We start from the raw sequence: 24,697 nt of genomic DNA, 5'->3' as shown, positions 1-24,697 counted from the left end.
ATCAGTCGAATGTGGCAGACGCGCCCAGCCTTCTCGGGGCGGGCTTCCTGCTCAATCTGTGCGTGATTGAATTGAATGATCTGCCGGTTCGCCGGCACAGTTTCCAGATGAAAACTAAGAACGGACTAAATTGACGCTCGCACCACTCGACCCGGGACATCTGACCCAGCAGCAGCTGGAATCCACACTGTGGGCTGCGGCCAACGCGCTACGTGGCCCGGTCGATCCCGGAGATTTCAAGGCCTACGTCTTCCCCGTCATGTTCTTCAAATGGATCAGCGACAACTGGGACTACGAACACAACTTGGCGGTCCTAGATTACGGGGACCAGTTGACCTCCGAAGTTGAAGCGGACCGGCACGCTTTCGTCGTCCCCGATGGCTGCCACTGGAACGATGTCTTTGAAACGACCCAGCACACCGGCGCCAAGCTCGACCAAGTCCTGCAACAGCTGCAGCTGGCCAACCCGGAGTCGCTCGCCAACGTTTTTGGCGATGTGAACTGGGCCAACCAGGATCGGCTCCCACAAACTGCGCTCACCGCGCTGCTCAACTCCTTCCACGGTGTGCGCCTCGACCCCGACTCGGTCGGAGGCGACATGCTCGGCTCCGCGTACGAATACCTGCTGCGCGAATTTGCTGAGGCCTCCGGCAAGAAGGCGGGTGAGTTCTTCACCCCGCGCCATGTGGTGCACCTGTTAGTGAAATTGCTTGCCCCCAAACCAGGTGACAGCATCGGCGACCCTGCCTGTGGCTCCGGTGGAATGCTCGTGGAGACCGTCAATGCCATCAAGGAATCCGGCGGAAACCCGCTCACCTTGAAGTTGCACGGCCAGGAGATCAACCTAACCACCAGTGCCATCGCCAAGATGAACCTCTACCTCCACGGTCTCGAGGACTTCACCATTGCCCGCGGTGATACCTTCCGCACCCCGAAGCTTCTGGACGGTGGCGGGTTGAAGAAATTCGACATCGTCATCGCCAACCCGCCCTTCAGTCTCCAGAACTGGGGTGCCGACACCTGGGCTACAGACCCGTACGGGCGTGGTTCATATGGTGTGCCGCCAGGCAAGAATGGCGACTGGGCATGGATTGAGCACATGATCGTCTCCATGAAGGACGACACGGGCCGTGTCGGTGTCGTCATGCCCCACGGAACCTTGTTCCGTGGGGGCAAGGAAGGAGCAATCCGCGAGGCGGTCCTTCGTGACAACGTCCTCGAAGCGGTAATCAGCTTGCCGAACAATCTGTTCTACTCGACGTCGATTCCGGTTGCCATCTTGGTGTTCCGTCGGAACAAGCCCGCGGAACGCAATGGCAAGGTCCTGTTCATCGACGCCACCAAGCGATTCGTTCCGGGCAAGAACCAGAACACCATGTCTGAAAAAGATGTCGAGATGGTTGATGCTGCCTACAAGCGCGGCATAGACATTGACGGTGACGACGGTCTTAGCTTGCGCTTGGTCGATCTGGCCGAGATCGAAGAGAACGGGTTCGACCTCAACATCGGGCGTTACCTCAAGGGTGAAACCGCGGCTGAAGCCAATGTCGAAGAAGCATTGATCGCATACAAGGAATCGCGCAATCGACTGTTTGCGATGGAAGAAGTTTTAGCTCAAAAGATGAAAGCGGCTGGATATGACTTCTAACTGGGACATAGGAACCCTCAGCGACGTCGCAGTCTGGCGATCGGGAGGAACCCCGCGCTCCGGCGCTGAAGAATTCTACGCTGGTGGTTCAGTTCCGTGGGCCGTTATCAAGGATGTGAATAACTCAGAGTTGTGGGATACCGCCAAAAAGATCACGCCTGCTGGTGTCAAAGCGGCCGGCGGAATCGCTCCCCCAGGAGCTGTCTTGCTGACTATGTATGGATCGATCGGCAGATCTGCAATCGCGCGGATACCCGTGGCGACAAACCAAGCGATCATCTGGGGTGTGGCAAAAGAGGGTTTCCTCCCTGAATTTATTTTCAGCTGGATTCGCTCCAACGAGATCATTCTTGATTCAATGGGCCGTGGAGCTACTCAGCGGAACATTAATGGGACTATGGTGCGTAACTTTCCAATACCGTTGGTCCCTATCACCGAGCAGCGGCGCATTGTTGATCTGATCGGCGCACTGGATGATGTCATCGAGGCTGCTCAGCAGGCGACCGATGAGTGTGCGCAGTCTTGGTCGTCGGCAATTCTGTCAGAACTCGCACTTGTCGATGCTGATCCCATTAAAGCTGAATCGATGTTTTGCCATATCATCGGGGGTGCCTGGGGGTCACCTCCTGGGGAAGAAGATACCAAGGTTCGGGCGATCGGTCCGTCATCCTACGCTGATTCCCGCATCTATGTCGACTTGTCATTATCAACCGAAAGGTCCCTCTCGGCGAAGAGGGCAAAGATCCGCTCGCTAGAACTCGGTGACATAGTCCTGGAGCGCTCGGGTGGATCCCCGACGCAGCCTGTCGGACGCGTCATCCGCATGAACGCGACCGAGGCGAACGTCGTGCCTTCAGATTTTATGCGCTTGCTGCGCCCAGACCCTGCAGTCGTTGATTCCGCTCTCGCCTTCTGGATTATGTGGGCCTTGTATCGGGCCGATGCATCACTTCCCTATCAAAAGTTCACTACGGGGATCCGAAATCTCAATATCTCCGACTATTTATCCGGCGTTTCTGTGAGGATTCCATCGACGCGCGATGAACAATTTCGTATTGTAGAAATAGCCGAATCTTTTCTCGATGCTTACGAAGCGGCCCAAGATCATGTGGTTTCTGCGCGCGCCCTGCGATCGGAAATTTTTACCTCGCTGTTGTCCGGGGCGCACACCATTCCAGAGTCCTATGACGAGCTCCTGGAAGCTGCCGACGCATAGAGTCTCGGTAACCTCCGTGGTGTTCACTCGGCCGTTGAGTAGGCTAAGCACGGAAATCCATTCGTAGGGGGAAATTGCGTGGCAGGGTTCAACGAAGCAAATACTGTTCAGCAGCCAATTCTGGAGTTGTTGGTGCAAGCAGGCTGGAAGCATGTGCCCGGCAACCAGCTGCCCCGGCACACCGAGGACACGTTGCTGACTAGCGAGCTGGCGGACTCATTAGCCATGTTGAACCCTATGATCAGCGAAAATCCATCCCGGGCCGATGAGATCCTGACGATCCTGCAGCGCAGGATCCTCTCGGCCCGCGAAGATGGCACCGTCCAAACCAACCATGCGTTCGTGCAGTGGATCCGCGGCCTAAAAACCCACCAATACCGGGGCACCAAACCGTTCCATCCCGTCACCCTCATCGACTTCAAGGACCTCTCCCGCAACTCGTTCATCGTCTCGGACGAGGTCACCTTCGGGACCCCGAAGTCCGCCGCGCGCTTCGATCTGGTTCTGTGGGTCAACGGCCTACCGCTGGTGGTTATCGAGACGAAGACCCGGATGAACGCGCGCATCACCTGGCTGAACGCCGCCAAGGACATCCACGCAGCATATGAACCAGGATGGCCGGGATTCTTCGTACCCAATGCTCTCTCTGTCGCCACCGACGGCCGGGAGCTCCATTACGGTTCTATTGGGCAGCCCATCGACTCGTGGGGCGTCTGGGGATCCACCGAGGACGATGCCCAACTCTCCGGATGGGAACGCGTAAAACGCAGCGTCGAACTGCTGCTAGCTCCAGCCATGCTCCTGTCCGTCGTGAACGAATTCACCATCTTTGAAACCGTCAAACAGCCAGGCCGTGCCCCCAAGTTGATCAAGATCGTCCCGCGTTACCCGCAGGTGGAGGCCGTCACCGCCATCCACGAACGTGCATTACACGGCACCAAACGCCAAGGGCTCATTCACCACACTCAAGGCTCTGGAAAGACCCTAGCGATGTTATTTGCCGCCGCGAAACTCGTCAATGAGCCAGCGCTGCGTAACCCGTCTGTCATCGTGATCGCGGACCGGATCCAACTCGTCTCCCAAATGTACGGCCAATTCGAGCGCGCCGGCATGGAGTCGATTGAGGCGCCCGAAGATTCGCCCGCACTGAGGCAGTTGCTCGCACAAGACCGACGCGGCATCATCTTCTCTACCGTGCACAAGTTCAAAAATTTCGGCCTGCTCAGTGCCAGGGATAACATCATGGTGCTGGTCGATGAGGCGCACCGCACCCAGGAAGGACAGCTCGGACAGCACTTGCGTGCCGCGTTTCCCAACGCCAAGTTCTTCGGGTTCACCGGTACTCCCATCGCTGATGATGACCGGAACACCTTCGCCTTGTTCGGGGATCCGGAAGATCCCGGCCATGCCATGAACACCTATAACTCGGACAGGTCCATTGCTGATGGGACCACCGTGCCCATCCACGTCTCTCCGCGCCTGGTCGACTTCCATGTCCGCAAGGAAGAACTGGACCAGGCCTTCGATGACCTCGCTGACGAGGAGAGCCTGGATGAAGCAGCCAAGAACTTCCTCGCCACACGGGCCACCCGCACTCGGACGTTCTTCGCCAACCCGGAACGGGTCCAGAAGGTCTGTGCAGACATCCTTGACCACTTCTACTCCGCGATCGATCCGCTCGGCATGAAGGCCCAGATCGTCGTCTTCGACCGCGGACTGTGCGTCGACTACTACGAGGAACTCAACAGGCAGTTGGCCGTGCGATCCGACGCTGGAGCGCCTGACGAAATCGCTGTCGTCATGTCCCTCCCCGGCAAGGAAAACCCGGACTGGAACAAGTTCAAGCTTACCGACCAGGAAGAAGAAGTACTTCTTGACCGGTTCCGGGCGCACGGGGACAACCTGAAATTCCTGGTTGTCACTTCCAAGCTCGGCACTGGGTTCGACGCGCCCATCGAAGGCGTCATGTACCTGGACAAACCACTGAAGCTGCACACCCTGTTCCAGACGATCACGCGCACCAACCGCACTTGGCGTAACCCCGTCACGAAACAGGAAAAACTGCACGGTTTGATCGTTGACTACGTTGGTTTGGGCGAGGGCTTTTCCCGCGCTATGAGCCCGGCCGACCCCGAGCACGCACGGGAGCTCATGGATGCGGAGTCACTGGTGGACCAGTTCGAGGCCGAGCTGAAAACCACCCTGGTGCGGTTTGTCGGGATCGACCGAACCGACTTCTCCAATGCTGCACTGACCGAGGCTGACAAGCGGCTTCCGAACCTGGATGAGATTTCCGAGTTCACCGTGCAGTTCGGGATGTTGCAGGGCCTGTGGGAGGCCGCCTGGCCGAACCTGCGTCTCGAAAAGTATCAAGCTGACTACAAGTGGCTTGCCAAGATTTACGCGACACTGGCGCCCTCGAATGCGATAGACGAATTGTTGTGGATGCGTCTTGGCGCCAAAACCCTCGAACTCGTGCATGGTCACATAGGTGATGTGACCATCGAAAATGCTGCCGTGGACCTAGTCATCGTCGACCAAGACACCATCGAGCAGCTTTTCGAGCAGGGTGCTCTAGATCCGGAAAAAGACCCCAAAGGGACAACGACGGTCTCGACCACGGAAGTCATCGACACCATCGCCAACCGACTCAAGAAGCGTCTTGCCGGACATAACGGAAACCACGAGGTGTACCGATCCATCGCAGAGCGTTTGGATCGCTTGCGCGAACGGAGGGTTACCCAGGCTCGGGACAATCTGGAGATACTGAAGTCAGCACTCGAGATCGCTACTGACGTCACTGCCGCCGAGAAAGCCGAGGACACGGGCGGAACGGCCGGTCTGGACTTGCTTCCCAGCCCGAAGATCGGTGCACTCACCCAGATCTTCCTCGAGTTCAAACCGGAGGACACCCCTGCCATGTTGGACAAGGTCGTGGCCGAGATCGATGAAGTGGTCCGTGAGGTCAGTACAGGGTGGGATGGCTGGGCCAAAACTCGTGGCGGGGACCGCCGGGTGCGCAATTCCATCCGCATAGTCCTGACCCACTACGGATTCCCGATTCAGGGGGACCTGTTCGACCGCGCCTATTCCTACGTCGCCGAAAATTACTAATCCCAGCCCTCTCCGTCGGAGCCAGACACTGCTCTTGATCACACCTAGCTGAGAGCTGAACCATCTGTAAGTGGTGGTGGTGGTGGTGGTGGTGGTGGTGGTGGTGGTGGTGGTGGTGGTGGTGGTGGCCTGGGGCTGGCTGACACAGTGGTACTGGTTCCTCCGACCAATGTGTGAATCATGAATCGCCCGACCCTTGGGAGCTCTCCGCGGTTCGTGGTGAATTCTGGTTTCGTGTCCTTGAACAAAGGTGGCTCGTAGCCCTGTTGTGACGGATGTTCTGACGCATTCATCGATGACAGGACTACGAGCCTTGAACGAGCTTACTTTGCTGCACCCTGACGCTGCCACCACCGTCTTCAATCTTCACGATTACCGCGTCCTGGGAACCCAGACGTTGAGTTTCGGCCAGAGAAGAATTCACATTGAAAGCACCATTGAATCAGGGTGCCCTGGCTGCGGGGTCATCGGCACCCGTCGTCACTCTGGCCGGCAGCAACGAGTCAAAGACATACCCGTGGCCGGACCGGTGGAAGTCGTGTGGGCCAAGCGGCGATTGTTCTGCGACGAATCATCGCGCCCCCGCAAGACGGTTGAACACCTGGTGCATCAGGGCAATGGCTCCATAGGTAACCCGTCGTATTCAGTACTAAACTCCCAGGCGATCGCCAAATTGGTTTTGCAAGCGTAAATGCAGCTACGGTGAATTTTCATTCGCGCCACTTGGTAAGTCGGACACGCAAAAAGAAGCAAATGCACTTCAGAAGAATACTGCATGTCAAATAGTAAGGTAAGATAGGCGCAAAAATATCGCAAGACGTGCAACTAGTCTTTTAGGCACTAATTAACACAAGGAAGCAACATGGAAAATCTGAAACTCGGTGGCAGTAAACTTGAAAAACTTGCATCAGAGGCGCTGAATCGGCAGTCACTTGGGGCGTATAACATGTATAGTGCTCGCCAGACTCTCACTGAAATGCTTGGTGCCGTTGGGAGAACAGCCGAATTTTCGACCTACACTAAACACGATATCTCACATATCGACGCACTATTGGCTGCCGCAGACTGGATAATTCCGACTGAAACACTTGAGCAACTAACCGTGGCGGACGCCTTGCTAATTACACTATCAATATATGTTCACGACCTAGGGATGCTGGTCACCAAAAGTGAATATGAAAATCGCAGTCAAACGGGGTTCTTGGATTTTAAGGCTCAGATCCTAAAAGACGACACTGATAAGGGAATTGACTTTAGAGATCGTCTGGATGCATTGAAGGAAGACGATCGAGAACACTTTCTGTATGAAGAATTTGTAAGAGAGCATCACGCCGAGCGCATCGAGGCCTGGATTTCAAATAAACCATATTTGACGTATGGAGATTCATCGGACGCTGTAGCGATCATCGAAAAACTCTTTAGCCCTCTGGACAAGGTCTTGCGAACCGACATAGCCATGATAGCGCGCAGTCATCATTTGGATGATCTGGACGACCTTTCAAAATATAAAATCGAACGCAAATATGGGACGGACGAGCAAGATTGCGCCAATCTACAATACGCGGCAATCATTTTGCGCACTGCCGATTTGCTTCACATGACGAGGGATCGAACCCCGGTCATTCAGTATCGCTTGGCAAGCCCCTCTGACCCCATGGGTCAAAAAGAATGGCGTAAGCAGCAGGCAGTCCGTGTTGTCGCACCTCGTACAATGAAAGAAGGACACTCAAATGTAATAGAAATACATGCAAGGTTTGAGAATGCAGAGGGGTTCTTTGCTCTAATGGAGTATTTGGACTACTGTGAGCTGCAGTTAAAGCTCAGCCATGCGTGGGCCATGCAAGGCTCAGAGGCAGCTTCAAATGGAAGAAAGTACGTCTTTGGCTGGAATGCAATTGATCGTGAACAGGTGGAAGCCGATGGTTTTGACCGTAGGCAATTTACATTCCAATTTGATCAGCAGAGGGTTCTTGATCTTCTAACCGGTCATACGCTCTACAATGATGCGAGTGTAGCCATTAGAGAACTTGTTCAGAACTCGATTGATGCCGTTAGGCTTCGGAAAAATGAAAATTCATTGGCAATTTTGCCTGGAGATGAAGATATTCGAATTACTTTTGACTCTAAACTACGTACGCTAAGAATTTTAGACAATGGTGTCGGAATGACTCAAGAAACAATAGAAGAACATTTCCTAAGGGTTGGCTCTTCAAGTTATCAAACAAAAGAATTCAAAGAAACGCATCCGAGTTTCACCTCTATATCAAGATTTGGTATTGGTGTCTTATCGGCTTTTATGATTGCTGACGAAGTTCGTGTGGCAACCATTCCTGTGGGTGAGTCTATTGGGCGCGAGTTGGTACTTAAATCAGTTCACGGTCGATATTTAATTAAGGATTTTGACCAAAATTCTGATTATGCACGACGCATAGGTAAACAAGGCACAGAAATTGAACTTAAGTTGAGGAAAAGTTCAGATATAAATGGTGATATTCGAGACATTCTGAAAAAGTGGATAATTATCCCAAATTGTAGGGTAACTTGCTATATGGATGGTGATGATGGCCATGCGATTGGATCGGATTCTATAGAATTGGCGCTGGAGCGAATCCTGGAACAATTGCCATCTACTCATTCACGACGAACACGTGTTTCTAAAATTGAGAAAGACGGGGTTGAGATTGCCATAGCACAATCTTGGAATGCCCTGTATCAAGAGTGGGAAATATTGCGTAGAGGTAGGAGCCACCTTGAATTTGACACCCCAAGGCGCTTGCCTGGGCAGCAGTCTTTGGCGGTTTCTGGGGTAAGCGTGCAAGGTATCCGAGTAACAGAATCTGTCCCGGGGTTTCGCGACGACTGCGCAGTTATGCTCATAAATGTGAATGGGCCAAATTCACCTGCTACCAACGTGGCAAGGACGGATCTGGAAGGTGGATTGCTTCTGGATGGGTTGATTAAGAACATCTATTCGTCGGTCATGACTGTTATCCAAGATGAAATGCGAGTGATTGAAAAACGTGTGTCCAAGAGATTGGCGCTTAAGGAGGCGGCGCATCTCTATCGGGCAGCCATGTCTGGCGAAAGAGGGCGGTTGTATACGAAGCCCAACTTCCTGAGGGAGGTACTTCGAAGCGCTCCGCTTCATCCAGTTGAAGCTAACGGAGCCCTAGAGGCCATGTCCAGTATTGAGCTTGAAAGTTCTGGTGTTGCCGTGTTGATCGGTCCTGCAGCAGATGATGCTGCACGATTCTTGGACTGGTTGCCCAAGCCCAAGGGTCTATTGAGCTTGCTCCAGGACGGAGGATTGCTGACCGATGTGGGCGATGATTCCGTGCCACTTCTTGGCGGACAGGATGCTCTTTTTGCCTACGACGAGCTACTCTGGGAGACACTTGAGCCTTCCTCTATTCGATCATTGGAGAGTGGAACGAGTTTATTTCTTACACTCGAGAAGACAGCCGGCCGGTGGTCCAGTGATCGGAAATATGTCGCTGAATTTGCAACAGAATATAGACGACTTCAGGAGATGGCTTCACATATTCGTGAATTCCGCAATCGGAGTAGTCTTAATAATGTTTTTTCAACTAGCGGCGATGTTTTGCTTCCTGGTCTAGAAGATACGGACGTTGTTTTTGTGAATGGAAATAGGCTTTTCCTTCCTGGTTCTGGTTTATGTGCAATTTTCAATCGACTCGAAAAGCGCGTTATAGATGGTGAGATTGACTCGGTTTTTGGGGAAATGGCTACTTTATCTTTTATCGCTGACTGGATGAGCCCTTGGGGGAAGACGCTAGTTCCCGGGATTGGTAAGTTGCAGGAGCTACTGGAGAATTGGTTGGCGGATGAAAAGAGGAAGTGCTGGATTGAGCGTGATGCGTTAATCGAAATTGCTTCGTTAACGCCGACGATGAAGATATGGTCCTCTGGCTCCGCTTGGCAAAGAAGAGGAGATGTTGATGAATCATGATCAGTTGGAGTTGCTCTTCTTGGCAGCGAAATGTCGTGAATTAATTTCAAGATGTCAAAGAAGTTTTGCATAAAGTGAGTGATCGAAACAATAGACCCTCTCAATTTTGAGAGGGTCTATGGCTCTCCGCGTTTCGTGGTGAATTCCACTATTGCGCTAGATGGTTGGCTGCTGTTGGGCAGGCGCTTCTGAGCATAATTCGAGTTTTATGGTTCGCGCTGTGATGAACTCTGGGTAAGTCCTCTTGATGTGTTTGCTGTTGGTGTTGTTGGCTTCAACCTTGCTGGTGGTGGCCCTGGCGACGGTGAGGGTCTCAAGTTCTTTCGTCCACGGTAAATAGTCCGCCAGAGTCTGTTCGATTCGGGCTGATTGGTTTCCTTCGCGAGGTGGCCGAGGTCAGTTTTGGAAGGCTGGCGTCTTCGAATGAACCGGTGCGCAGCAGTGTCCTGACCTGTTCCTTCACCATCTAGGCGGCCTCGAGCTTCCCGGTCGAGTCGGCGGTGGCGAGCAACCTCTCCATTAGTGCCCGGCTTTTAGGTATTTTGCAGGTGAGAATGGGAGCGAGGGATTACGACCGACTCGCCACAAACTCTCCAGAATCAACGCAAACTGGAGAGTGTTTAATACCTTCCATTGTCACAACTAATTCTCTGGAACATGGGTTAATGCGGGGTAATGGCAAGTGATGGCTACCCGATACTTGTAAAGCGGGGTGACAAACGGTGAACACTCTTGATAACAGTCAGGCTTCGAATATGGTTCTGACCTGCGGTGATAGTTTTTGCGTGAATCGGACCGGAGAATTTAGACCGCTTATCCCACGAAGCAATATCGGTTCGAAAGTCACAGGGTTCCTGGTCGGCGGAATCTTCTTTGACCAGGTTCGTTGTTGCCATGCGGGGCGTCGACAGAAACCAGCTCTGTTTGCTAGGGCAGTCGCGGTCATCGACATTTTGAAAGCACCTTCGGTGGGCTGTTCAATGGGCGCGATCCTGCGCGGTGGTTGATAGCAGGGGTGAGCCACTTAGCTGGTGAAAGCAGGAACAGCGATGATTGCTGCGCCGACAAGTAGGGTTGACCACCCGGATGCTTCCCAACTCATGGCCTGGACTGCAAAGCGTAATTTTTGGGGGGCCTTGGTTTCAGCCCGAGTACTTGGGGTCAGGATGATTAGCGGCGGCGGGGGTCGAAGTCCCTCGCGAAGATAATCGACGCCTGCCTGAGGATCTCGTTGGTCTCTTGTCTGTCCCGCACCTCGGCCGCAGCCGCTTGATCTCCTCCAGCTCGTAACTGCTCGGGCTCTGTTCTACACCAGCATCAACCTAGGTTTGGGTGACCCAGCGGCGCGGCGACTCGGTGCCAACGCCGAGCTTCGGAGTCACCACTTTGCAAGCAGCATTCACCGATGGATAGTCCGGCAATCGATCCAGCACCATGCGCACTGCACGGTCACGGACTTCAGGGGGAAAATTCTTGGGCATACTCACTATCTTTCTCAACAAAGACAGCGGCATGATTCCATGGATGCTTCACAATCTGCCTCGAGGGTCTCGGCTCGGGTAGTCGCCAATCGCCCGGAAACGTTCCTCAAGTGTCGCAACCATCGTAAGAGCACAAGCACGCCCGTTGGCAGGGATGAACCCAAAAGAGTTCAGGACCTTCATAATTGGCAGGCAGAAACGACGGATTATTGGTCTAGCGAAGGATACCTGCGATGAAAGGTGCAAGAGGGCGCCGAGGCCAAGGGGTTGAGGCAACCGCTGCGCCCCATTGGGCATCAGAAAGTGCATTGAGGAACGCTCGACTTTGAGGTTCTCCTTCTACGATGTCTGTGTCCACGAGACGGTCCATGACTTCGGGAGTGGTTGGACCTGAAACGATGCATTCGACGGCCCACTCTGCACCCTTTGGTATGAGAGCCGGTTTGAAGCCGACGATTCCATTTCCAGATCCGAACTTTTCCGAGTAGATAGATGGAGGGAAATTATCCCTGCTTCCCCACCTGACGATTTCATATAGGGTCTGGTTCAAATTGACGGCAAAATGGTCATCAACGAACTTGTCCTCCGTTATGTCGTGGGGTCCAATGTTCTTCAGTACAAGGCTGACTAGGTGAGGATTCCTAACAGGAACGTTTTTGCAGGTCACCTCAAGGTCGGCGGAGAGGGCTTCGGTGGCTGCAGAGGCAGTTAGAAGTACGGTTGACACATAGGTAACCATTAATTTTCCTCGGCGCGTACCCCATTTGCGCATTTGCCCATACCCCTACGAATGCCAAGAGCACGGCTACTATCAGGGCAGAAAATGTAAGCCACTCCGATGCATGCCAGTTGTCCATTCGTCAATCTTGCGACACCGTTTGCTTTGACGCAATCAATCGGTATGGCTCATTCCGCATAAGCTGAACACATGACAGTTACATGGACTCCACGACTCGACATTACCAACAACAAAAAAGTTATGGGTTGGCTCACGCTCAATCCCGTAAAGACTGAGGTGCTTCCCAGAATCGGGGAAGCAGTCTCCTTTTCTGATGACCTCTTGCCCCCTGAAATGCATCTCAATTCGTCCCTGTCATACAGCCCAACAGTTAGTCGGGTTGAGCATGCAGTCGGTGGTACTGACGGATGGATCACAGTTGTCGTTGTGGTCGAAATTGGTGGAAGTGTTGACCGCATCGGGGATTTGGCGAAATCAAGTGGGTTGGGTTGGCTCTCTGCTGAACGGTAACAACAAGCACGGTGCTTCGCGGATCTCGCGCCCCTCTTGTCGATAGTCAATTTGCGTCATGATCACGTTTCTACCCAACGGTTCTGCCCCGGCTTTGCTTGACTCCTTGACTCCTTGACTCCTTGACTCCTTGACCTGTCGAGCTGGTGCTCGTGGAAGTAGGGACTGCTCCGGCATTCGGTGACTCTCTCAAGCAAAGCCCGGGCAGTCCCGTCATGGGGATCATCTTCGGCAATTATGTGGCCAGATCTATCCTAGAATTCCGTGGCTTCAGACCGAATCTACACCGTCCGCAGAGTCAATATCCTCACCCACATTAAACAGCATTGACCACCGAATCAGCCGTCCATGACGAAGCCCTACTGTAGCGAATCTAGCTACCTATACTCCCGCTGGCCACGCTCGTCTCGGAAATTCCGCGACAGCAACCGCCGGTTACCGTGTGCGAGTAGTTGCGCTCGACGCCAATAACACGACCCTGTTCTCATGCCCTGGCGGCAGACATAAGAACAGGGTCGTCACGGTGTCCTGAGGCAAGGAGATACCCTCGCTCATGCCAAATTATTGGCCGGCGGACGGCTTCCTCGACGAGAATCGTATTGTCTTGTAAATTGCCCAGGCCAGCACCAGAAGAGTCACGGCGAGAAATATCCACACAGAGGCAATCAGCAACGGATTCAGCTCAGCAGAACCTTGGGGTGAACCGGCAACTTCGTCTGCCGCATATCCGGCGACGAGACCAAGCGTGAAGGTCGCGATTGCCAGAATTACTACGAGTATCCAAGGAATAACTACTTTTCTCACTTCAGTTTTCATAACAGGCTCTCATCTCAGTTGCACATGTTGCCGACGAAACCGAAGTAGCCTTTGTCGGCGGTGTAAGCTTCGAGGTTCCAACTCGACTTGAATGTCGTGACAGGGCGTGCGTCGTAGTGACAAAGGAATTGATTCTCCAAGGTCGCGGTCCGAGGCACACCTTTCTCTGCAGCCTCGCCCCAGGCGGCCCACCGGGCTGCGATGCCGGCTCCGCCGCGTCCCCAAACGGTTGGATAAACTAGGTATCGAGCACCCTTGCCCGCATCAGTGGTTTTCACGACTTTGTCAATTAGTCCGATTCCCAGCCAAGGGTCTGCCACGACCGGAAAAACTTCATTGCCGCTTAGGGTGACCACTTGAACGAGCTTGTTTTCAGACACTTCATAGTTTGTAGCTACGCTTTCACCGTTGGCGTCCTTTGCCCATGCCGGCAAGACACCCCCCACGAATACGCCTTCATTGTTGAGAATGGAAACACTCCCTGAAGAATCAAGGTTAAGACGAGTACCTTCGGGGAGGCCCAATGCATATTCGTACCTCAGAGGTGCAGAGGCGTCAGCAAGCACGGTCGTGATCTGAACCGAACCGTCGGACTTCGTAACTGGCACCGTCGTCGAGCCGTCGCGGTTATCGTACGCGACCTGGTTTCGGACCTTCTTAGCTACAGGTTTTTTGTCTGTGCTCGGCAACCCGATTGAAATCGAGGTTCCATCACTGGATTTGAGCGTTACCCCGGCGGATGCTTGCGCAGATAGCTCAACGCTGGCCCCAGTCGAGACACTTGTACGGCTTACTACGTCTCGGTTGAGATCGACTGAAGCAGATGTGATGGAATCTTTGAGTACTTCGGGAGCTGCGTTGAGGATCGATTCAATCGGATCGAAACTATTGCTTGCGTTAGCTGGAGCTATACCAACGGTGCCCAGCAATACCGCCGCGGCCACTCCCACGTAGCTAATCTTAAGCGTGTGCTTTCTCATTTTACCCCATTTTTTATTGAGCTTGCTTTGTCTATGTCTAGCTAGCGCTGTAAATGCATAAGCGTTTTCAGCGCATGTTTCAGGAGCCTAGCGCACGAGCCGCCTCAAGGTCCAGTACATCTCAACTATTCGAATCGTGTTGTCATTACGTGATTTAGAATTGGTATAGCGGTCTCCTATTGGGGTCCGAATCTGCTCATACATTTATTTCGTACTCGATTTGTGAGTTTTGTCTCACAAATTTGGGGAGGCTTTAATGAACATGGTTAATTTCTTGACCACTTCCGCCGTGATGAAAGGCCATATGACCCTTTATCAATAGAGCGACGACAAGGACAGCTAGGGAAGAGTTGCCGATCGCAGGGGGTAAATTTTCTCGGCGCCTGATCTGCGCACACGGGAATTGGCACCCCCAGAAGGCACGTATCCGCCTAGATCGGGCCAGTCTTGCGGACAAGTTCCGCCTAGGCTGGGCCTTGACCACATCTCTGCCGACAGGGGATTTGCGCATTCGCCAGGACTTGGCGCCTTACGCCCTGGCGGCGTCCGTTCGCTCAGAACGTCCTCCGTGCAGGATCCCATTTGCTTCGATAATCGGATTTATAGAACGGTAGCTGGGTTCATAGTACGCCAAGTGACAGCTGGAAAATCGTCTTCTTGGAAATGGTCTTTAAATAATTGGTACGAAAGGACAGTTGTAATCAGTAATAGCGCATATATTTAGGCGTTAATCATGTCCAATCGGATAGTCGCTCCTGGTGCCTGCCTCATCAAAATGGATAGTATTCGGGATTCTTGACTCAATTATCTAGTGTTCTTACCAACATATGATGAAAGATGCAACCGCATCACTTCGTCTAGCGCCATCTCATTTAGATAAACGTCTTTGTAGGTGCCCTTCGGTATGACCAAGCGCGATTTATGTCTTACGATTTCACAATGGGGATTGAAGTACTTACATTAGGTCAGTCGGATCTAGTCCGCGGCACTTATGGGCCAGATTATTCGAACAAATATGTCATAGCGATGGCAATTACGGCACCAGGACGCCTTGACCGTAGGCGGTTTGAAGTCGCCGCTCAGAACATGGAAAGCAGCCATCCGGCTCTTCGAACTTCACTGACATCGTTGACATCCGTGTCTCTTTCAAGGCAAGTGGTGTCCGATCACATCAGCGGGCAAAGCCGGGCTATCCATCTCTCCGTATTTCCAGATGGTGACGACATTCAATACGCGATGGATCGTCACGTCCGAGCAATGGCTGAGCAGTTCGACGTCGTGGATGGCAAGACGTGGGGAACTGTTCATGTTGTAGGTGAAAGTCGTGACTATGTTGTTTTTGTCTTCAATCATGTCTTGGCAGACCTCGTCTCAGCAGCACAGTTTGTGCGAACCTTCACGCGCTCGTATGCAAGGGAGCGATGCGCTCCAAGCATGAAAGATACTTATGTTGAATTTCTTCGTGAGCTAGAGTCCCACTGGTTGCGAACCCCTGGAGCGGATGAGAACTGGTGGATGCAGCGTCCTTGGGACAGCATTTCGGAAATTCCACAACTCCAGTCGGAAGATGCCAATCAGGGTTCTGCTGCGATGCAACGTTTCGACAGAATCAACGGAGCCGACATCGCCTCAAACTTCGACGAGGGGCTTGCAATTTCAGCGTTGGCACAGGCAGTACAGGAGTCCACTTCGTTAGACCATATTCGTATTGATGCTGCTGTGCACGGCCGTTGTGATTCGCTGCGGCGAGGCGCCGGGGGCTGGGTGGCTCATGCGTTGCCGTTCATCCTCAACAACTCAAATCATGCAGCAGACGTCGAAGCTACGAAGTCTGCCGCGGACTCGTGGCCGGCAAGCTTTCAAAGGGTAAGGAGCCAATCAAACCTGCCACTTCAGCAACAAATTAGCGGACACGCGTTCGTAAACTTCTTTGGTTCATTCAATCCTGCGAAATGGAAGTCTGACGGATTTACCGCCTCACCTGTTCAACCGATGTATAAACCATCAGGGGGCACGTCGTCGACTCCCATTCGGCTGAAGATCCAGAAACAGGCTTCGGACTGGGTCTTTGCTTGGTCGTTTTCACCTCGGTTCGGTACCCAATCACTGCCCAATGAAATCGCCACGCAGACCATAGCGGCGCTGAGCTTCGAGTCCGCTAAAGCGAAACGGAATCGAGTTTTGGTGACGGCAGCAAAATAAGTGAGGGTCGAATTTGTGCTCGTATGGAACGAAGTGAAGGCCCCAGACGCGCTTGCAGTCACTAAAACTAAAAGAAACCGAAGAACGAGTCAACTTAGTAGGATGGGCGAGGTCACGTATCACTAGGGACCAAGATATTGAAGTGAGGAAGCGATCACGGCGAGCCAACATCGTGCTCTGGTTGGCCGGCTATGGAAGCGGCGTCCTTGGTGATCAGATGTACTTCGTGGCTCTAGCCTGGACTGCGACTCGATTCGCAACGCCAGCTCAGGTGGGTTTTCTCCTTGCTGCTGGAGCGGTGCCGCGTGCACTCCTGCTCCTCTTCGGCGGTGCCATCGCCGATCGATACGGTCCGAAAAGGACGGCAATCGCCAGTTCCGTGGGACGTGCGGTTGTAATTGCAGCCATGTCAATTTGCCTTTCGTCTGGCGCTTCTGATATATGGCTGCTGGTTCTGCTTACAATCGCTTTCGGAATCGCTGACGCACTCTTTCTGCCTGCTGTCGCAGCACTCCCTGCCTACATTGCTGATAGGTCGTCTTTAAGCCGCCTACAAGGCGCGCGGTCACTTCTTCAGCGGCTAGCCATGGTGACGGGCCCTCCTTTGGTTGGTTATCTACTGGCGCATATTAACGCGGGAGCTACGTTCGCCATACTTACAGCGATCCTCGCGATTTCGACGTGTCTACTCTTCTACACGCGCGTTTCTTCGCCTGCAGTTAAGTTGGAAGCTGATGTAGATCCCGGGGACAGACCGGGCGGATCAGCCCGTTCCCAAAGCAATAAAAACACGCTAAGAATGCTGCGCATCAGCCTCCTCCTCGACGCCAGGACGGGCCTGGAATATGTGTATGACCATCCCGTACTAAGGCCAATGCTTCTGATCATCGCCCTTTCGGAGCTTGCCATTGCAGGCCCTATCACGGCCGGAATACCAGTGCTTGTGGATGACCGTGGTTGGGGGGCGCAAGGAGTAGGCACTGTCCTGGCCTGCGTTGGCCTTGGGGCGATGACAACTGCACTTTACATAACATTCGGACCAAAGTTACCCCATCCAGGGCTCTACGCACTAGGTTCTGTAGTGCTCATGGGCCCGGCACTTATCGTTGTTGGAGCTGCGGCGGAAATTTGGCTAGCAGCTGGAGCAGGATTAGTTTTGGGCTTTTGCGGTGGAATCTGTGGGACTTTGATCCAAACTTTCGTCATCACGATGTCGGACCCTGCCCAACTCGGCAGGGTCTTGAGCGTTGTAACACTTGCAAGCATCGGAGGTGCGCCAGTTGCGTACGCCGCAACGGGCCTTATTGCGCATTTCGCAGGGGCAAGCTTTGCTTTTCTGTGCAGTGGGGTTCTAGTATCGCTGACCGGTTGCTACGCGCTCACCCTCAAACCACTCCGACAAGCGACCCTCGGATAGCGGTCTGACAACGTCTAGTCCACTGGGACGCCTAGAGCAGGGCGCGTCTCGCGCCCGATACAACGCAAAGGAGACATTTCAATGGAAATTGTCGTACATCAAAATCCCTGGTTCAGGGTGACCGAACAATCAAAGGGGGATCGATCGTGGTTCCGAATTCACGCCGCTGATACTGCAGTCGTATTGGCCACGACGAACAGCGAGAAGATCCTCTTCATACGAGGGCATCGTGGCCGTGGGTCTCGGGCTTCCTATGAATTGCCAGGCGGAATAGTGGAACCGGGAGAGATCCCCGAGGATGCCGCAATTCGTGAATGCCGGGAGGAGACCGGATACAGCGTGGCGGAAACACACTCGTTAGGGCACGTATTACAAGTACCTGCCATAAGTTCTACCCGGTGCCACATCTTCCAGGCAAAAATCACTTCTCATGGATCGTCTGCCCTTGAAACTGGTGAGAACTGGCAAAGCGAGTTACTTTCTGTTGCCGAAGTGCACCGGCTGATAGCCGCTGGCGCGATCGAGGACGCAGCCACTCTGTCGGCCTTGTGCAGATTTTTCTCTGTCGGTCGGTAGTGACACCCTCATACCGGCAGTATTGGAGGGAGGTCTGACAAATCCCTCCGTCTACTAGTCGGATTGACTTAGCGTTTTTCTGGTGGGTCTCGTGTTGGTGACGAGGTCGATTAGCCAGGGGCAAACAGCTTCTACAAGAATCTGAAGGCGCCTTGAACGGGGAATCACTATGCGGCGAGCCGTGCGTTGCATTCCCCGCTCAATAGCCTGGGCAACGACTTCCGCACCAACTAGTCCGCGGCCTCGCCCTGAACTCATGGATGTTAGGACCCTGTTCGGAACTACGAGTGAGACGTTGATGTTGTCCCCGGCAACTTCCCTCCGGACGGAGTCTGTAATTCCTCTTAGGCCAAATTTGGAAGCCGAGTATGTTCCTCGGATTCCAATTTCGCCTGCCATCGATCCGACGTTTACAATCGTTCCGTGACCCTGAATTTTGAACGCGGTGATAGCGTCACGCATGAGGACAATCGGTGCAATCAAATTCAGGTTTATTAGATACTGAACCTCTTGCGTGCTTGATTCGATCGAGTGCGCTCCAGTCGCCCCTGCGCAGTTGACCAAGGCGTCTATGCCGCCCATGAGGCTCATAGCCTCAGGTACTAGTCGCTCGCAGCCCTCTGGAGTCGATAGATCGCAGGCAAGTGAATGGGCAATCCCTCCGACAGTACGTAGACTCTCAACAAGGGCATCAAGTCTGGCTGTCGAACGTGATGCGAGGACAATCTCGTACCCTTTTTTAGCGAAAAGAAGTGCGGTAGCTTCACCGATTCCACTTGAAGCTCCAGTGATTAGGACTCGTTTCATGACAGGACTCTACATGGAACTTGCAGCTTGCTGAGTGCCTGAAGGGCGTCGGAAAAGTCACTTTCGTTGGCGCGAAGCTGGATCATCAAACTTCCTAGGAAATGGGCTGCTGTGGTGATTGCTCATGCAGCTTTCCGGGTGCAACTTACAACTAACTCGAGTTGCCGCTCTGAGCAGGCTGTTGTCGTCGGCGCCCAACACCGGCGCAGCGGCGCGACCTTGGCTCTGGTGCCAGCCTTGGTCGGCGCGGAATCAAGGCTATAGTCGCCGGGCCCAATCGACAATCAAATCTAGACTATCTGCAAAGCTAGGGTCGTGTGGTCGGTTAAGGAAGGAATGGAATGCCCCTTGCAGCACGTGGTAGTCCACTTCGATCCTGGCTGCGGAAAGTTCCTGAGCAAACTTACCGCCAGATGCGCGCATTGAGTCGTGATCGGCATCAATCATGAGCGTTGGCGGGAATCCTCGCAACGGGTGTCCGCCGGGAAATGCATCGGGTTCCGAGAGCGCGGATGGCCGGCCTGCGTAGTGGAGATTCATCAGGTTGAGTACCGCCGGTGCGTGGGCAAATCGGCGCAGGCCACGGAGGCGGCGCCTCAATTCGCGCGACCGAGTTGGCAGCGCAGCGTGGAAAAGTCCATACGCAAAAAAGACGCCTGCTAGAGCGTCAGCGCCATCGTGCACCAAACGAAGCACGGTTGCGGCCGATAAACAAGCACCGGCGCTTGCGCCGCCCAGAATCACCCCGTTGGGCGCCCCACGTTGCACTTCCCGGACTACGGCAACGACTTCATCCACCGGCACCGGATAGTGGACGGGAGGGCTCCACCGCGACCCACTGGTCGACCGGCGAAATCTCGAGACGCTTGCGAGTTGATACGCAACGGTGATGACTCGGAATCCCGCTGCGGCCATGGCTTGGCCGACGTCGTGAGACTCCGATTGGTCCAGGTTACCTTTGAAAAATCCTCCCCCGTGGATCCAAACGATCGGCGTGGTACTGACTGGATTAGTGTCGGTTTGCGGTGAATACCATCGGACAGGTATAGGCCCGTGTGGTCCCTGGACCGTGCTGTCGATCCAGTCGACAGCTTGCAAAGTCTGTTCAAGCGGTTTCACGTTCTAACCTTACGTAGGGTTTCTTGTGGTTGATGCTCAGCTATTCTGGCGAGTCTAGTCGGGGCTGCCCCGGCTTTACTTGACTCCTGACTTGGGAGAATCCCCAAAGGCTGCCAGGTGCTCGCTATTGGCCTCACGAGGCCTTGTTCGTAGGCTCTTTCATGACATATTGGCTCGGGCTGTCAAGCCGGTATGAGCCAAGAGTAAAATGTTACCCATGGTATGGGTGACTCAATAGCTCTACTCGAGGTCGTGCAGCGGCCGAGGCAGGAGTTCCCACCACGTCATACAAAACTCATCCTAATCAGTGCAAAGTGGAGAGTATTTAGTATCACTCGTTGTTGCAATCCCACTATGCAGAAAAAGGTCAAAACGGCCTATTGACAGCCCGAAATGGACCTATGGCAGGACAGCGGGGCTAATAAGCGTTGAAAACTGTTGATGAGCGTCAGGCTTCGAATATGCTTCTGACCTGCGGCGATAGTCTTCAGCCCAACCTGGATCGCATAATTTCACACGTCTATCCCATGAAGCAATATCGGTTCGAAGGTCTCTGGGTTGCTGCCGGTGGAATGTTGCTCCGACGTGGGCTTATGTAGTGCCCCGCGGGCACCAGAAGAAGCATGTTCTGGTGGGGGCAGTCAATTGGCATCTCTCGGCAGGGGTCGCCGTTGGCGGCCGATTGTGCCTGGGGACGCCCGCACTCGCAGGTGGTCAATACGAATGGTTTTTCCATTGCCGTGTCTCGATATCTGATGAGTCTCTGTGATGTTGAGAATATAGAAGAGCGCCATCGGCTAGAGAGGGCTCAATCCGGTTGGCGGTTCTTGATTGGGCCTTTTATACGTCCGCTAAGATTGGTTGCTTTGGTAGCCGTCCCATAGCTTGCTCAAAGCCTCCTGGTTTTGAGTGAACAAGGTCATTATTCGAGTTTGCTGTGACTTTATTTTTTTCGGAACATCTTCCATGAACTCACCGGTAGATAAGTCAATTCGCAGTTTTCCGTGGCTCTCTCCTTTGACATCAACGTGGCAGTGCGGAGGGTTGTGGTCGTTGGTGTAGACGGTCAATTTGATCTTGTCCTGCTTGATACTTGCCGCCACCAAGGCGACGACGAAACCTTCTTCATCAAAGCGGGCGTTCGGATTTTCGTTTCCCAATGCAAATTCGAGCATTCTATGCAAGCGGTCTAATACATGGGCCGCGGTGATCAGGCCGTTAGCATCGGCGTCGTCCCAGTCTGCTTGAGTGTATAAGGTCACTGGAAGGTCTTGTTCTTGATGCCGGAAGATATCGCCTGGGTCTTTACTCATTCGGCAAGAATACGCGCTTCCTAGAACAGCTTTAGCTGACCGGTGGCAGCCGGGCCCCATTGCGCTGGACGGTCCCGCGCAATCCACGCACACTCAATGCAGCAGAACTTTCTCTCTCTATTCCCTTTTTGGTCCGGCAATTGAAACTGCTTAGCGCACTGTGTATTTTGGCATGTCTTGACTAGCAGTCGAGCGCGTCGGGCCTCGATGCTGCAGGCTTTCGAGCAGTGTTTGATGGTTGCTATCAGGTGAGCTCTGATGCGTGAAGTGGACCTGCACTGCGGGCAGGTCCATTCGACTCGGGGCCGACGAACGATTTTCTTGTCCTGGCCGGCCCGCGGGTTTAGGCGGACGAAATTGGCGACTAGCTCTGTCTGTGTGAGTGGCCAGCGGCCGCCCTTAGACGCGTTGCATGAGTGGCAGATAGGCCTCAAATTGGCCAGGCAATGGGACCCGCCTTTCGAGATGGGCTTCACATGGTCTTCTTGGGTTGCGCCCTCGATACCGCAGATCCAGCAGCGTCCGCCCCAAAGGGCGAATCGGGCCAATTTTTCGGCTGGAGCGAATTGGACAACAACGCCACCCGGTGCAGCCTGATAGCTGTAGCGTCGGAGCCGGTAACTATCCTTGTTTTGTTCGTAGTATCCACGAGCGCAATCCTTGCAAGTTCCGGATAGCCCATTTCGGGTACCCTGCTCTTTGGTGAAGTGGTCAGCCGGATGCAGCATGTTGCATCCACTGCACACAGCGAGGAGCTTTCCGGTTCGAGTGGCGAGTTCCTCGAGCATCGCCGTCATGGTACATCCGTCCGAGCAGTACTTATCTCCTTCGGTTTGCCGAGCCGAGGGGCGAATCTTGGAGCATACTGTGCACCCCAAGGCCGCAAACATACAGGCCCGGTTGCAGAATCGTCGTGTTCTTGCCCGGTTGGCTTTGAAGCGCGACGTTTTTCCGCAATGCTCGCATACGACGTCGCTCCAGCCGGAAGCGCTGCGGCATGCGACGGAACAGAATCGTTGATTACTATGTGAGGCTGTCACACTGAAGCTCTTGCTACATTGTTCACAGGTTGAATCATGCCGGGTTGATGCGGCGCGGCGACAGGTCATTGAGCAGAATCGCGCTTTGCGCTGCTGCGCGACTCTGGTTCCGTTGGCGGGGATCGTTTGCTCGCAAATCTCGCAGCTATTGCCTGCGAAAACCCTAGTCCGTGGCATCTCGTCGTCCTGTCCGCGTGCTTGCATGTCGTGGTGCACGTTGCTCGTGTCTGAGTCCTAGGGTAGTTGGAGGCCCTGACAACAAGTCAGTTGGTCAACTGGTCCTGTCGAGGAGCCCTGTGACGGTCATCAGATTCTGGACCTTTAGTCCTCCGCACTACTACTCCGCAACCAGCCCATTGGCTACAGGGCAACCTGAGAGGTGTACTACTGATGCGAGCAACCATTTCTGAAATCTCTCACACTACGAGTGCACCTAACCCGTCGGGCAGCCTGGATGAATCAGGAGTAAAATTAGGAGCAGAGCATTCGTGGCTGACTTGCCAAACTCGAGGCCGCGCAGCAGTCCTGCGGGAGTTCCCACCGCGTCATACAGAACTCATCCTTATCAGTGCAAAGTGGAGAGTATTTAGTATCACTCATTGTTGCAATCACCCCATGCAGGAACAGGCCAAAAGGGCCTATAGGCAACTCAAAATGGCCGCTTGTTGGTGAAGCGGGGAGTAAAACGTTGAAAACTATTGATAAGTGTCAGGCGCCGAATGTGCCCCTGACCTGCGACGACGTTTTTCTGCATGCATTGGACCGGAGAATTTAGACTGCCTATCCCGACAAGTAATATCGGTTCGAATGTCCAGTGGCCCGGTTTGCCGAGAGTGCGCTGACCTTGTCTCATGTTGCTCCGTAGGTATCGTGCGGGATCCGGTCTGTTCTACTCATTCATTTGCTGAATGGGCCGGGTCTGGAGCAGTCCAGCACAGGATGGTTGGGCGAAGGTATTTACTCGGGCGTGGCCAAGACGGTCCATTCTTTACCTTCTGGTTTCACAGCAAATTATTGCGTTGCCAGGCAGGAGGCCGAGGGCATCGGTGAGGTGCTCGTCGTCGAACATGGCGGCGAACATCGTTCTGGTGAACGGCCGGGTGGGGGCAGGCAGCCTGGATCTCCGGACTTGGAGAGTGCTTGCCATCAGCTGTGCGCCGGCGGGGGAGTCCACGATGTTGTCGTGCTCGTAGCTGTCGAAGAATTGTTCTGCGTGTTGGAATTTTGTGGGGATGCCGGCGATGTTCGTGCGAGTGCCAAGCTCCTGGCAGAAGCGGGTTGCTGCGGTTTCCTCTGCCGGTATTGGTGCCCACCAGGCATGTGCGCGTGCCCAGCGGATGGGGACGACGAGCAGGGTGAGGAGAACGTAGAGGAAGAAGTCCTGGTTGCCGGGGACGTGGCGGTGGGCGTGGTTGAGGAGGCGGATCATGTGGCGGCCACGGTCGCTGTTCAAGCCGCAGGTGATGAGCTAGTAGGTGACGATGGCGGTGTCGTGGGAGCGCTTCATGGGGCGTTCGATGATTTCGCCGTTGTGCTGCAGGGTGATGGCGATGCTGGGGATGGCGAAGTTGCGGTAGTAGGCGAGGAAGAAGCCGAGCTCGGTGTCCGCGGCGAGGTCATAGAGGACCATCGGGCGGTACATGGATTCCCAATTTGCAGCGGCGGCCGCCGACTGGTGGCGGGCGGACGCGGTGAGGCTGGGGTTCATGGGCACTGAAAACCTCCCGTCTCTGTTGTCACCTACGTCTC

General features: G+C 54.0%; 19 protein-coding genes. 9 read left to right on the top strand and 10 right to left on the bottom strand.

The window, feature by feature from the left end; translation table 11 throughout:
- Positions 1–130: 130 nt before the first annotated feature.
- From CVS28_RS05100 to CVS28_RS05080, 5 genes are all read left to right on the top strand, one after another.
- Positions 131–1,648, top strand: a complete 1,518-nt coding sequence (locus CVS28_RS05100) for a type I restriction-modification system subunit M (protein ID WP_103480872.1) — start codon at positions 131–133, stop codon at positions 1,646–1,648.
- Positions 1,638–2,864, top strand: coding sequence for a restriction endonuclease subunit S (locus tag CVS28_RS05095; protein WP_103480871.1), 1,227 nt, complete (start codon positions 1,638–1,640; stop codon positions 2,862–2,864). Before CVS28_RS05100 ends, CVS28_RS05095 begins: the two co-directional genes overlap by 11 nt.
- A 78-nt stretch (positions 2,865–2,942) precedes the next feature.
- On the top strand, positions 2,943–5,978 hold the full coding sequence (locus CVS28_RS05090) for a type I restriction endonuclease subunit R (protein WP_103480870.1): 3,036 nt from the start codon (positions 2,943–2,945) through the stop codon (positions 5,976–5,978).
- A gap of 313 nt (positions 5,979–6,291) precedes the next feature.
- Entirely contained in the window at positions 6,292–6,669 is a 378-nt protein-coding gene (locus tag CVS28_RS05085; RefSeq protein WP_243399700.1) for a transposase family protein, read from the top strand.
- Between the two features lie 171 nt (positions 6,670–6,840).
- The gene (locus CVS28_RS05080) at positions 6,841–9,948 is read left to right on the top strand and encodes an HD domain-containing protein (protein WP_103480869.1); all 3,108 of its coding nucleotides are present in this window, start codon (positions 6,841–6,843) and stop codon (positions 9,946–9,948) included.
- A 1,322-nt stretch (positions 9,949–11,270) separates the two neighbouring features.
- Here the strand turns inward: CVS28_RS05080 and CVS28_RS19605 are convergent.
- A complete protein-coding gene (locus CVS28_RS19605; RefSeq protein ID WP_165788071.1) occupies positions 11,271–11,429 on the bottom strand; it encodes a hypothetical protein in 159 nt (52 codons plus the stop codon).
- A gap of 214 nt (positions 11,430–11,643) precedes the next feature.
- Positions 11,644–12,168: a hypothetical protein gene (locus CVS28_RS05075; protein ID WP_103480868.1), complete on the bottom strand. Its 525-nt coding sequence runs from the start codon at positions 12,166–12,168 to the stop codon at positions 11,644–11,646.
- Between the two features lie 189 nt (positions 12,169–12,357).
- Here CVS28_RS05075 and CVS28_RS19360 point away from each other — a divergent pair, with 189 nt between their 5' ends.
- On the top strand, positions 12,358–12,678 hold the full coding sequence (locus tag CVS28_RS19360; RefSeq protein ID WP_133159054.1) for a hypothetical protein: 321 nt from the start codon (positions 12,358–12,360) through the stop codon (positions 12,676–12,678).
- A 561-nt stretch (positions 12,679–13,239) separates the two neighbouring features.
- Here CVS28_RS19360 and CVS28_RS05070 read toward each other — a convergent pair.
- Together CVS28_RS05070 and CVS28_RS05065 are read right to left on the bottom strand one after the other, a co-directional pair.
- Positions 13,240–13,494 carry a hypothetical protein gene (locus CVS28_RS05070; RefSeq protein ID WP_103480867.1) on the bottom strand — a complete coding sequence of 85 codons (255 nt, stop codon included), beginning with the start codon at positions 13,492–13,494 and terminating at the stop codon, positions 13,240–13,242.
- Between the two features lie 14 nt (positions 13,495–13,508).
- Complete coding sequence (locus tag CVS28_RS05065; RefSeq protein ID WP_103480866.1) at positions 13,509–14,474, bottom strand: DUF2599 domain-containing protein; 966 nt, start codon at positions 14,472–14,474, stop codon at positions 13,509–13,511.
- Positions 14,475–15,413: 939 nt separating this feature from the next.
- On the opposite strand from CVS28_RS05065, the gene CVS28_RS05060 reads away from it, so the two are divergent.
- The 3 genes from CVS28_RS05060 (at position 15,414) to CVS28_RS05050 (ending at position 18,669) form a co-directional block, all read left to right on the top strand.
- Positions 15,414–16,676, top strand: a complete 1,263-nt coding sequence (locus tag CVS28_RS05060; RefSeq protein ID WP_165788070.1) for a condensation domain-containing protein — start codon at positions 15,414–15,416, stop codon at positions 16,674–16,676.
- Positions 16,677–16,818: 142 nt separating this feature from the next.
- A complete protein-coding gene (locus tag CVS28_RS20410) occupies positions 16,819–18,093 on the top strand; it encodes an MFS transporter (RefSeq protein ID WP_133159053.1) in 1,275 nt (424 codons plus the stop codon).
- A gap of 81 nt (positions 18,094–18,174) precedes the next feature.
- Positions 18,175–18,669, top strand: a complete 495-nt coding sequence (locus CVS28_RS05050; protein WP_103480863.1) for an NUDIX hydrolase — start codon at positions 18,175–18,177, stop codon at positions 18,667–18,669.
- Positions 18,670–18,723: 54 nt separating this feature from the next.
- Here the strand turns inward: CVS28_RS05050 and CVS28_RS20405 are convergent, their stop codons facing one another.
- From CVS28_RS20405 to CVS28_RS05020, 6 genes are all read right to left on the bottom strand, one after another.
- Entirely contained in the window at positions 18,724–19,476 is a 753-nt protein-coding gene (locus tag CVS28_RS20405; protein ID WP_103480862.1) for an SDR family NAD(P)-dependent oxidoreductase, read from the bottom strand.
- A gap of 258 nt (positions 19,477–19,734) precedes the next feature.
- On the bottom strand, positions 19,735–20,595 hold the full coding sequence (locus CVS28_RS20400) for an alpha/beta hydrolase (RefSeq protein ID WP_207797162.1): 861 nt from the start codon (positions 20,593–20,595) through the stop codon (positions 19,735–19,737).
- Positions 20,596–21,446: 851 nt separating this feature from the next.
- A complete protein-coding gene (locus CVS28_RS05035; RefSeq protein WP_165788069.1) occupies positions 21,447–21,908 on the bottom strand; it encodes a DUF4160 domain-containing protein in 462 nt (153 codons plus the stop codon).
- A gap of 20 nt (positions 21,909–21,928) precedes the next feature.
- Positions 21,929–22,636 carry an HNH endonuclease gene (locus CVS28_RS20395; protein WP_423716384.1) on the bottom strand — a complete coding sequence of 236 codons (708 nt, stop codon included), beginning with the start codon at positions 22,634–22,636 and terminating at the stop codon, positions 21,929–21,931.
- A 1,300-nt stretch (positions 22,637–23,936) separates the two neighbouring features.
- Positions 23,937–24,401: a DUF2236 domain-containing protein gene (locus tag CVS28_RS05025; RefSeq protein WP_133159052.1), complete on the bottom strand. Its 465-nt coding sequence runs from the start codon at positions 24,399–24,401 to the stop codon at positions 23,937–23,939.
- Positions 24,402–24,416: 15 nt separating this feature from the next.
- A complete protein-coding gene (locus CVS28_RS05020; protein ID WP_103480858.1) occupies positions 24,417–24,656 on the bottom strand; it encodes a hypothetical protein in 240 nt (79 codons plus the stop codon).
- Positions 24,657–24,697 lie beyond the last annotated feature (41 nt).

The sequence above is a fragment of the Arthrobacter glacialis genome (genome assembly GCF_002909415.1).
Taxonomy (GTDB): Bacteria; Actinomycetota; Actinomycetes; order Actinomycetales; family Micrococcaceae; genus Specibacter; species Specibacter glacialis.
This window is presented reverse-complemented; position numbering and strand designations above follow the sequence as displayed.

Coding starts and splice junctions, on each gene's coding strand:
- CVS28_RS05095 (WP_103480871.1), top strand. CDS start 1,638: ATGACTTCTAACTGGGACATAGGAACCCTCAGCGACGTCGCAGTCTGG.
- CVS28_RS20405 (WP_103480862.1), bottom strand. CDS start 19,476: ATGAAACGAGTCCTAATCACTGGAGCTTCAAGTGGAATCGGTGAAGCT.
- CVS28_RS05035 (WP_165788069.1), bottom strand. CDS start 21,908: ATGAGTAAAGACCCAGGCGATATCTTCCGGCATCAAGAACAAGACCTT.
- CVS28_RS05020 (WP_103480858.1), bottom strand. CDS start 24,656: ATGAACCCCAGCCTCACCGCGTCCGCCCGCCACCAGTCGGCGGCCGCC.
- CVS28_RS19605 (WP_165788071.1), bottom strand. CDS start 11,429: ATGCCCAAGAATTTTCCCCCTGAAGTCCGTGACCGTGCAGTGCGCATG.
- CVS28_RS05080 (WP_103480869.1), top strand. CDS start 6,841: ATGGAAAATCTGAAACTCGGTGGCAGTAAACTTGAAAAACTTGCATCA.
- CVS28_RS05070 (WP_103480867.1), bottom strand. CDS start 13,494: ATGAAAACTGAAGTGAGAAAAGTAGTTATTCCTTGGATACTCGTAGTA.
- CVS28_RS19360 (WP_133159054.1), top strand. CDS start 12,358: ATGACAGTTACATGGACTCCACGACTCGACATTACCAACAACAAAAAA.
- CVS28_RS05065 (WP_103480866.1), bottom strand. CDS start 14,474: ATGAGAAAGCACACGCTTAAGATTAGCTACGTGGGAGTGGCCGCGGCG.
- CVS28_RS05050 (WP_103480863.1), top strand. CDS start 18,175: ATGGAAATTGTCGTACATCAAAATCCCTGGTTCAGGGTGACCGAACAA.
- CVS28_RS20395 (WP_423716384.1), bottom strand. CDS start 22,636: ATGCTGCATCCGGCTGACCACTTCACCAAAGAGCAGGGTACCCGAAAT.
- CVS28_RS05060 (WP_165788070.1), top strand. CDS start 15,414: ATGGGGATTGAAGTACTTACATTAGGTCAGTCGGATCTAGTCCGCGGC.
- CVS28_RS05075 (WP_103480868.1), bottom strand. CDS start 12,168: ATGGTTACCTATGTGTCAACCGTACTTCTAACTGCCTCTGCAGCCACC.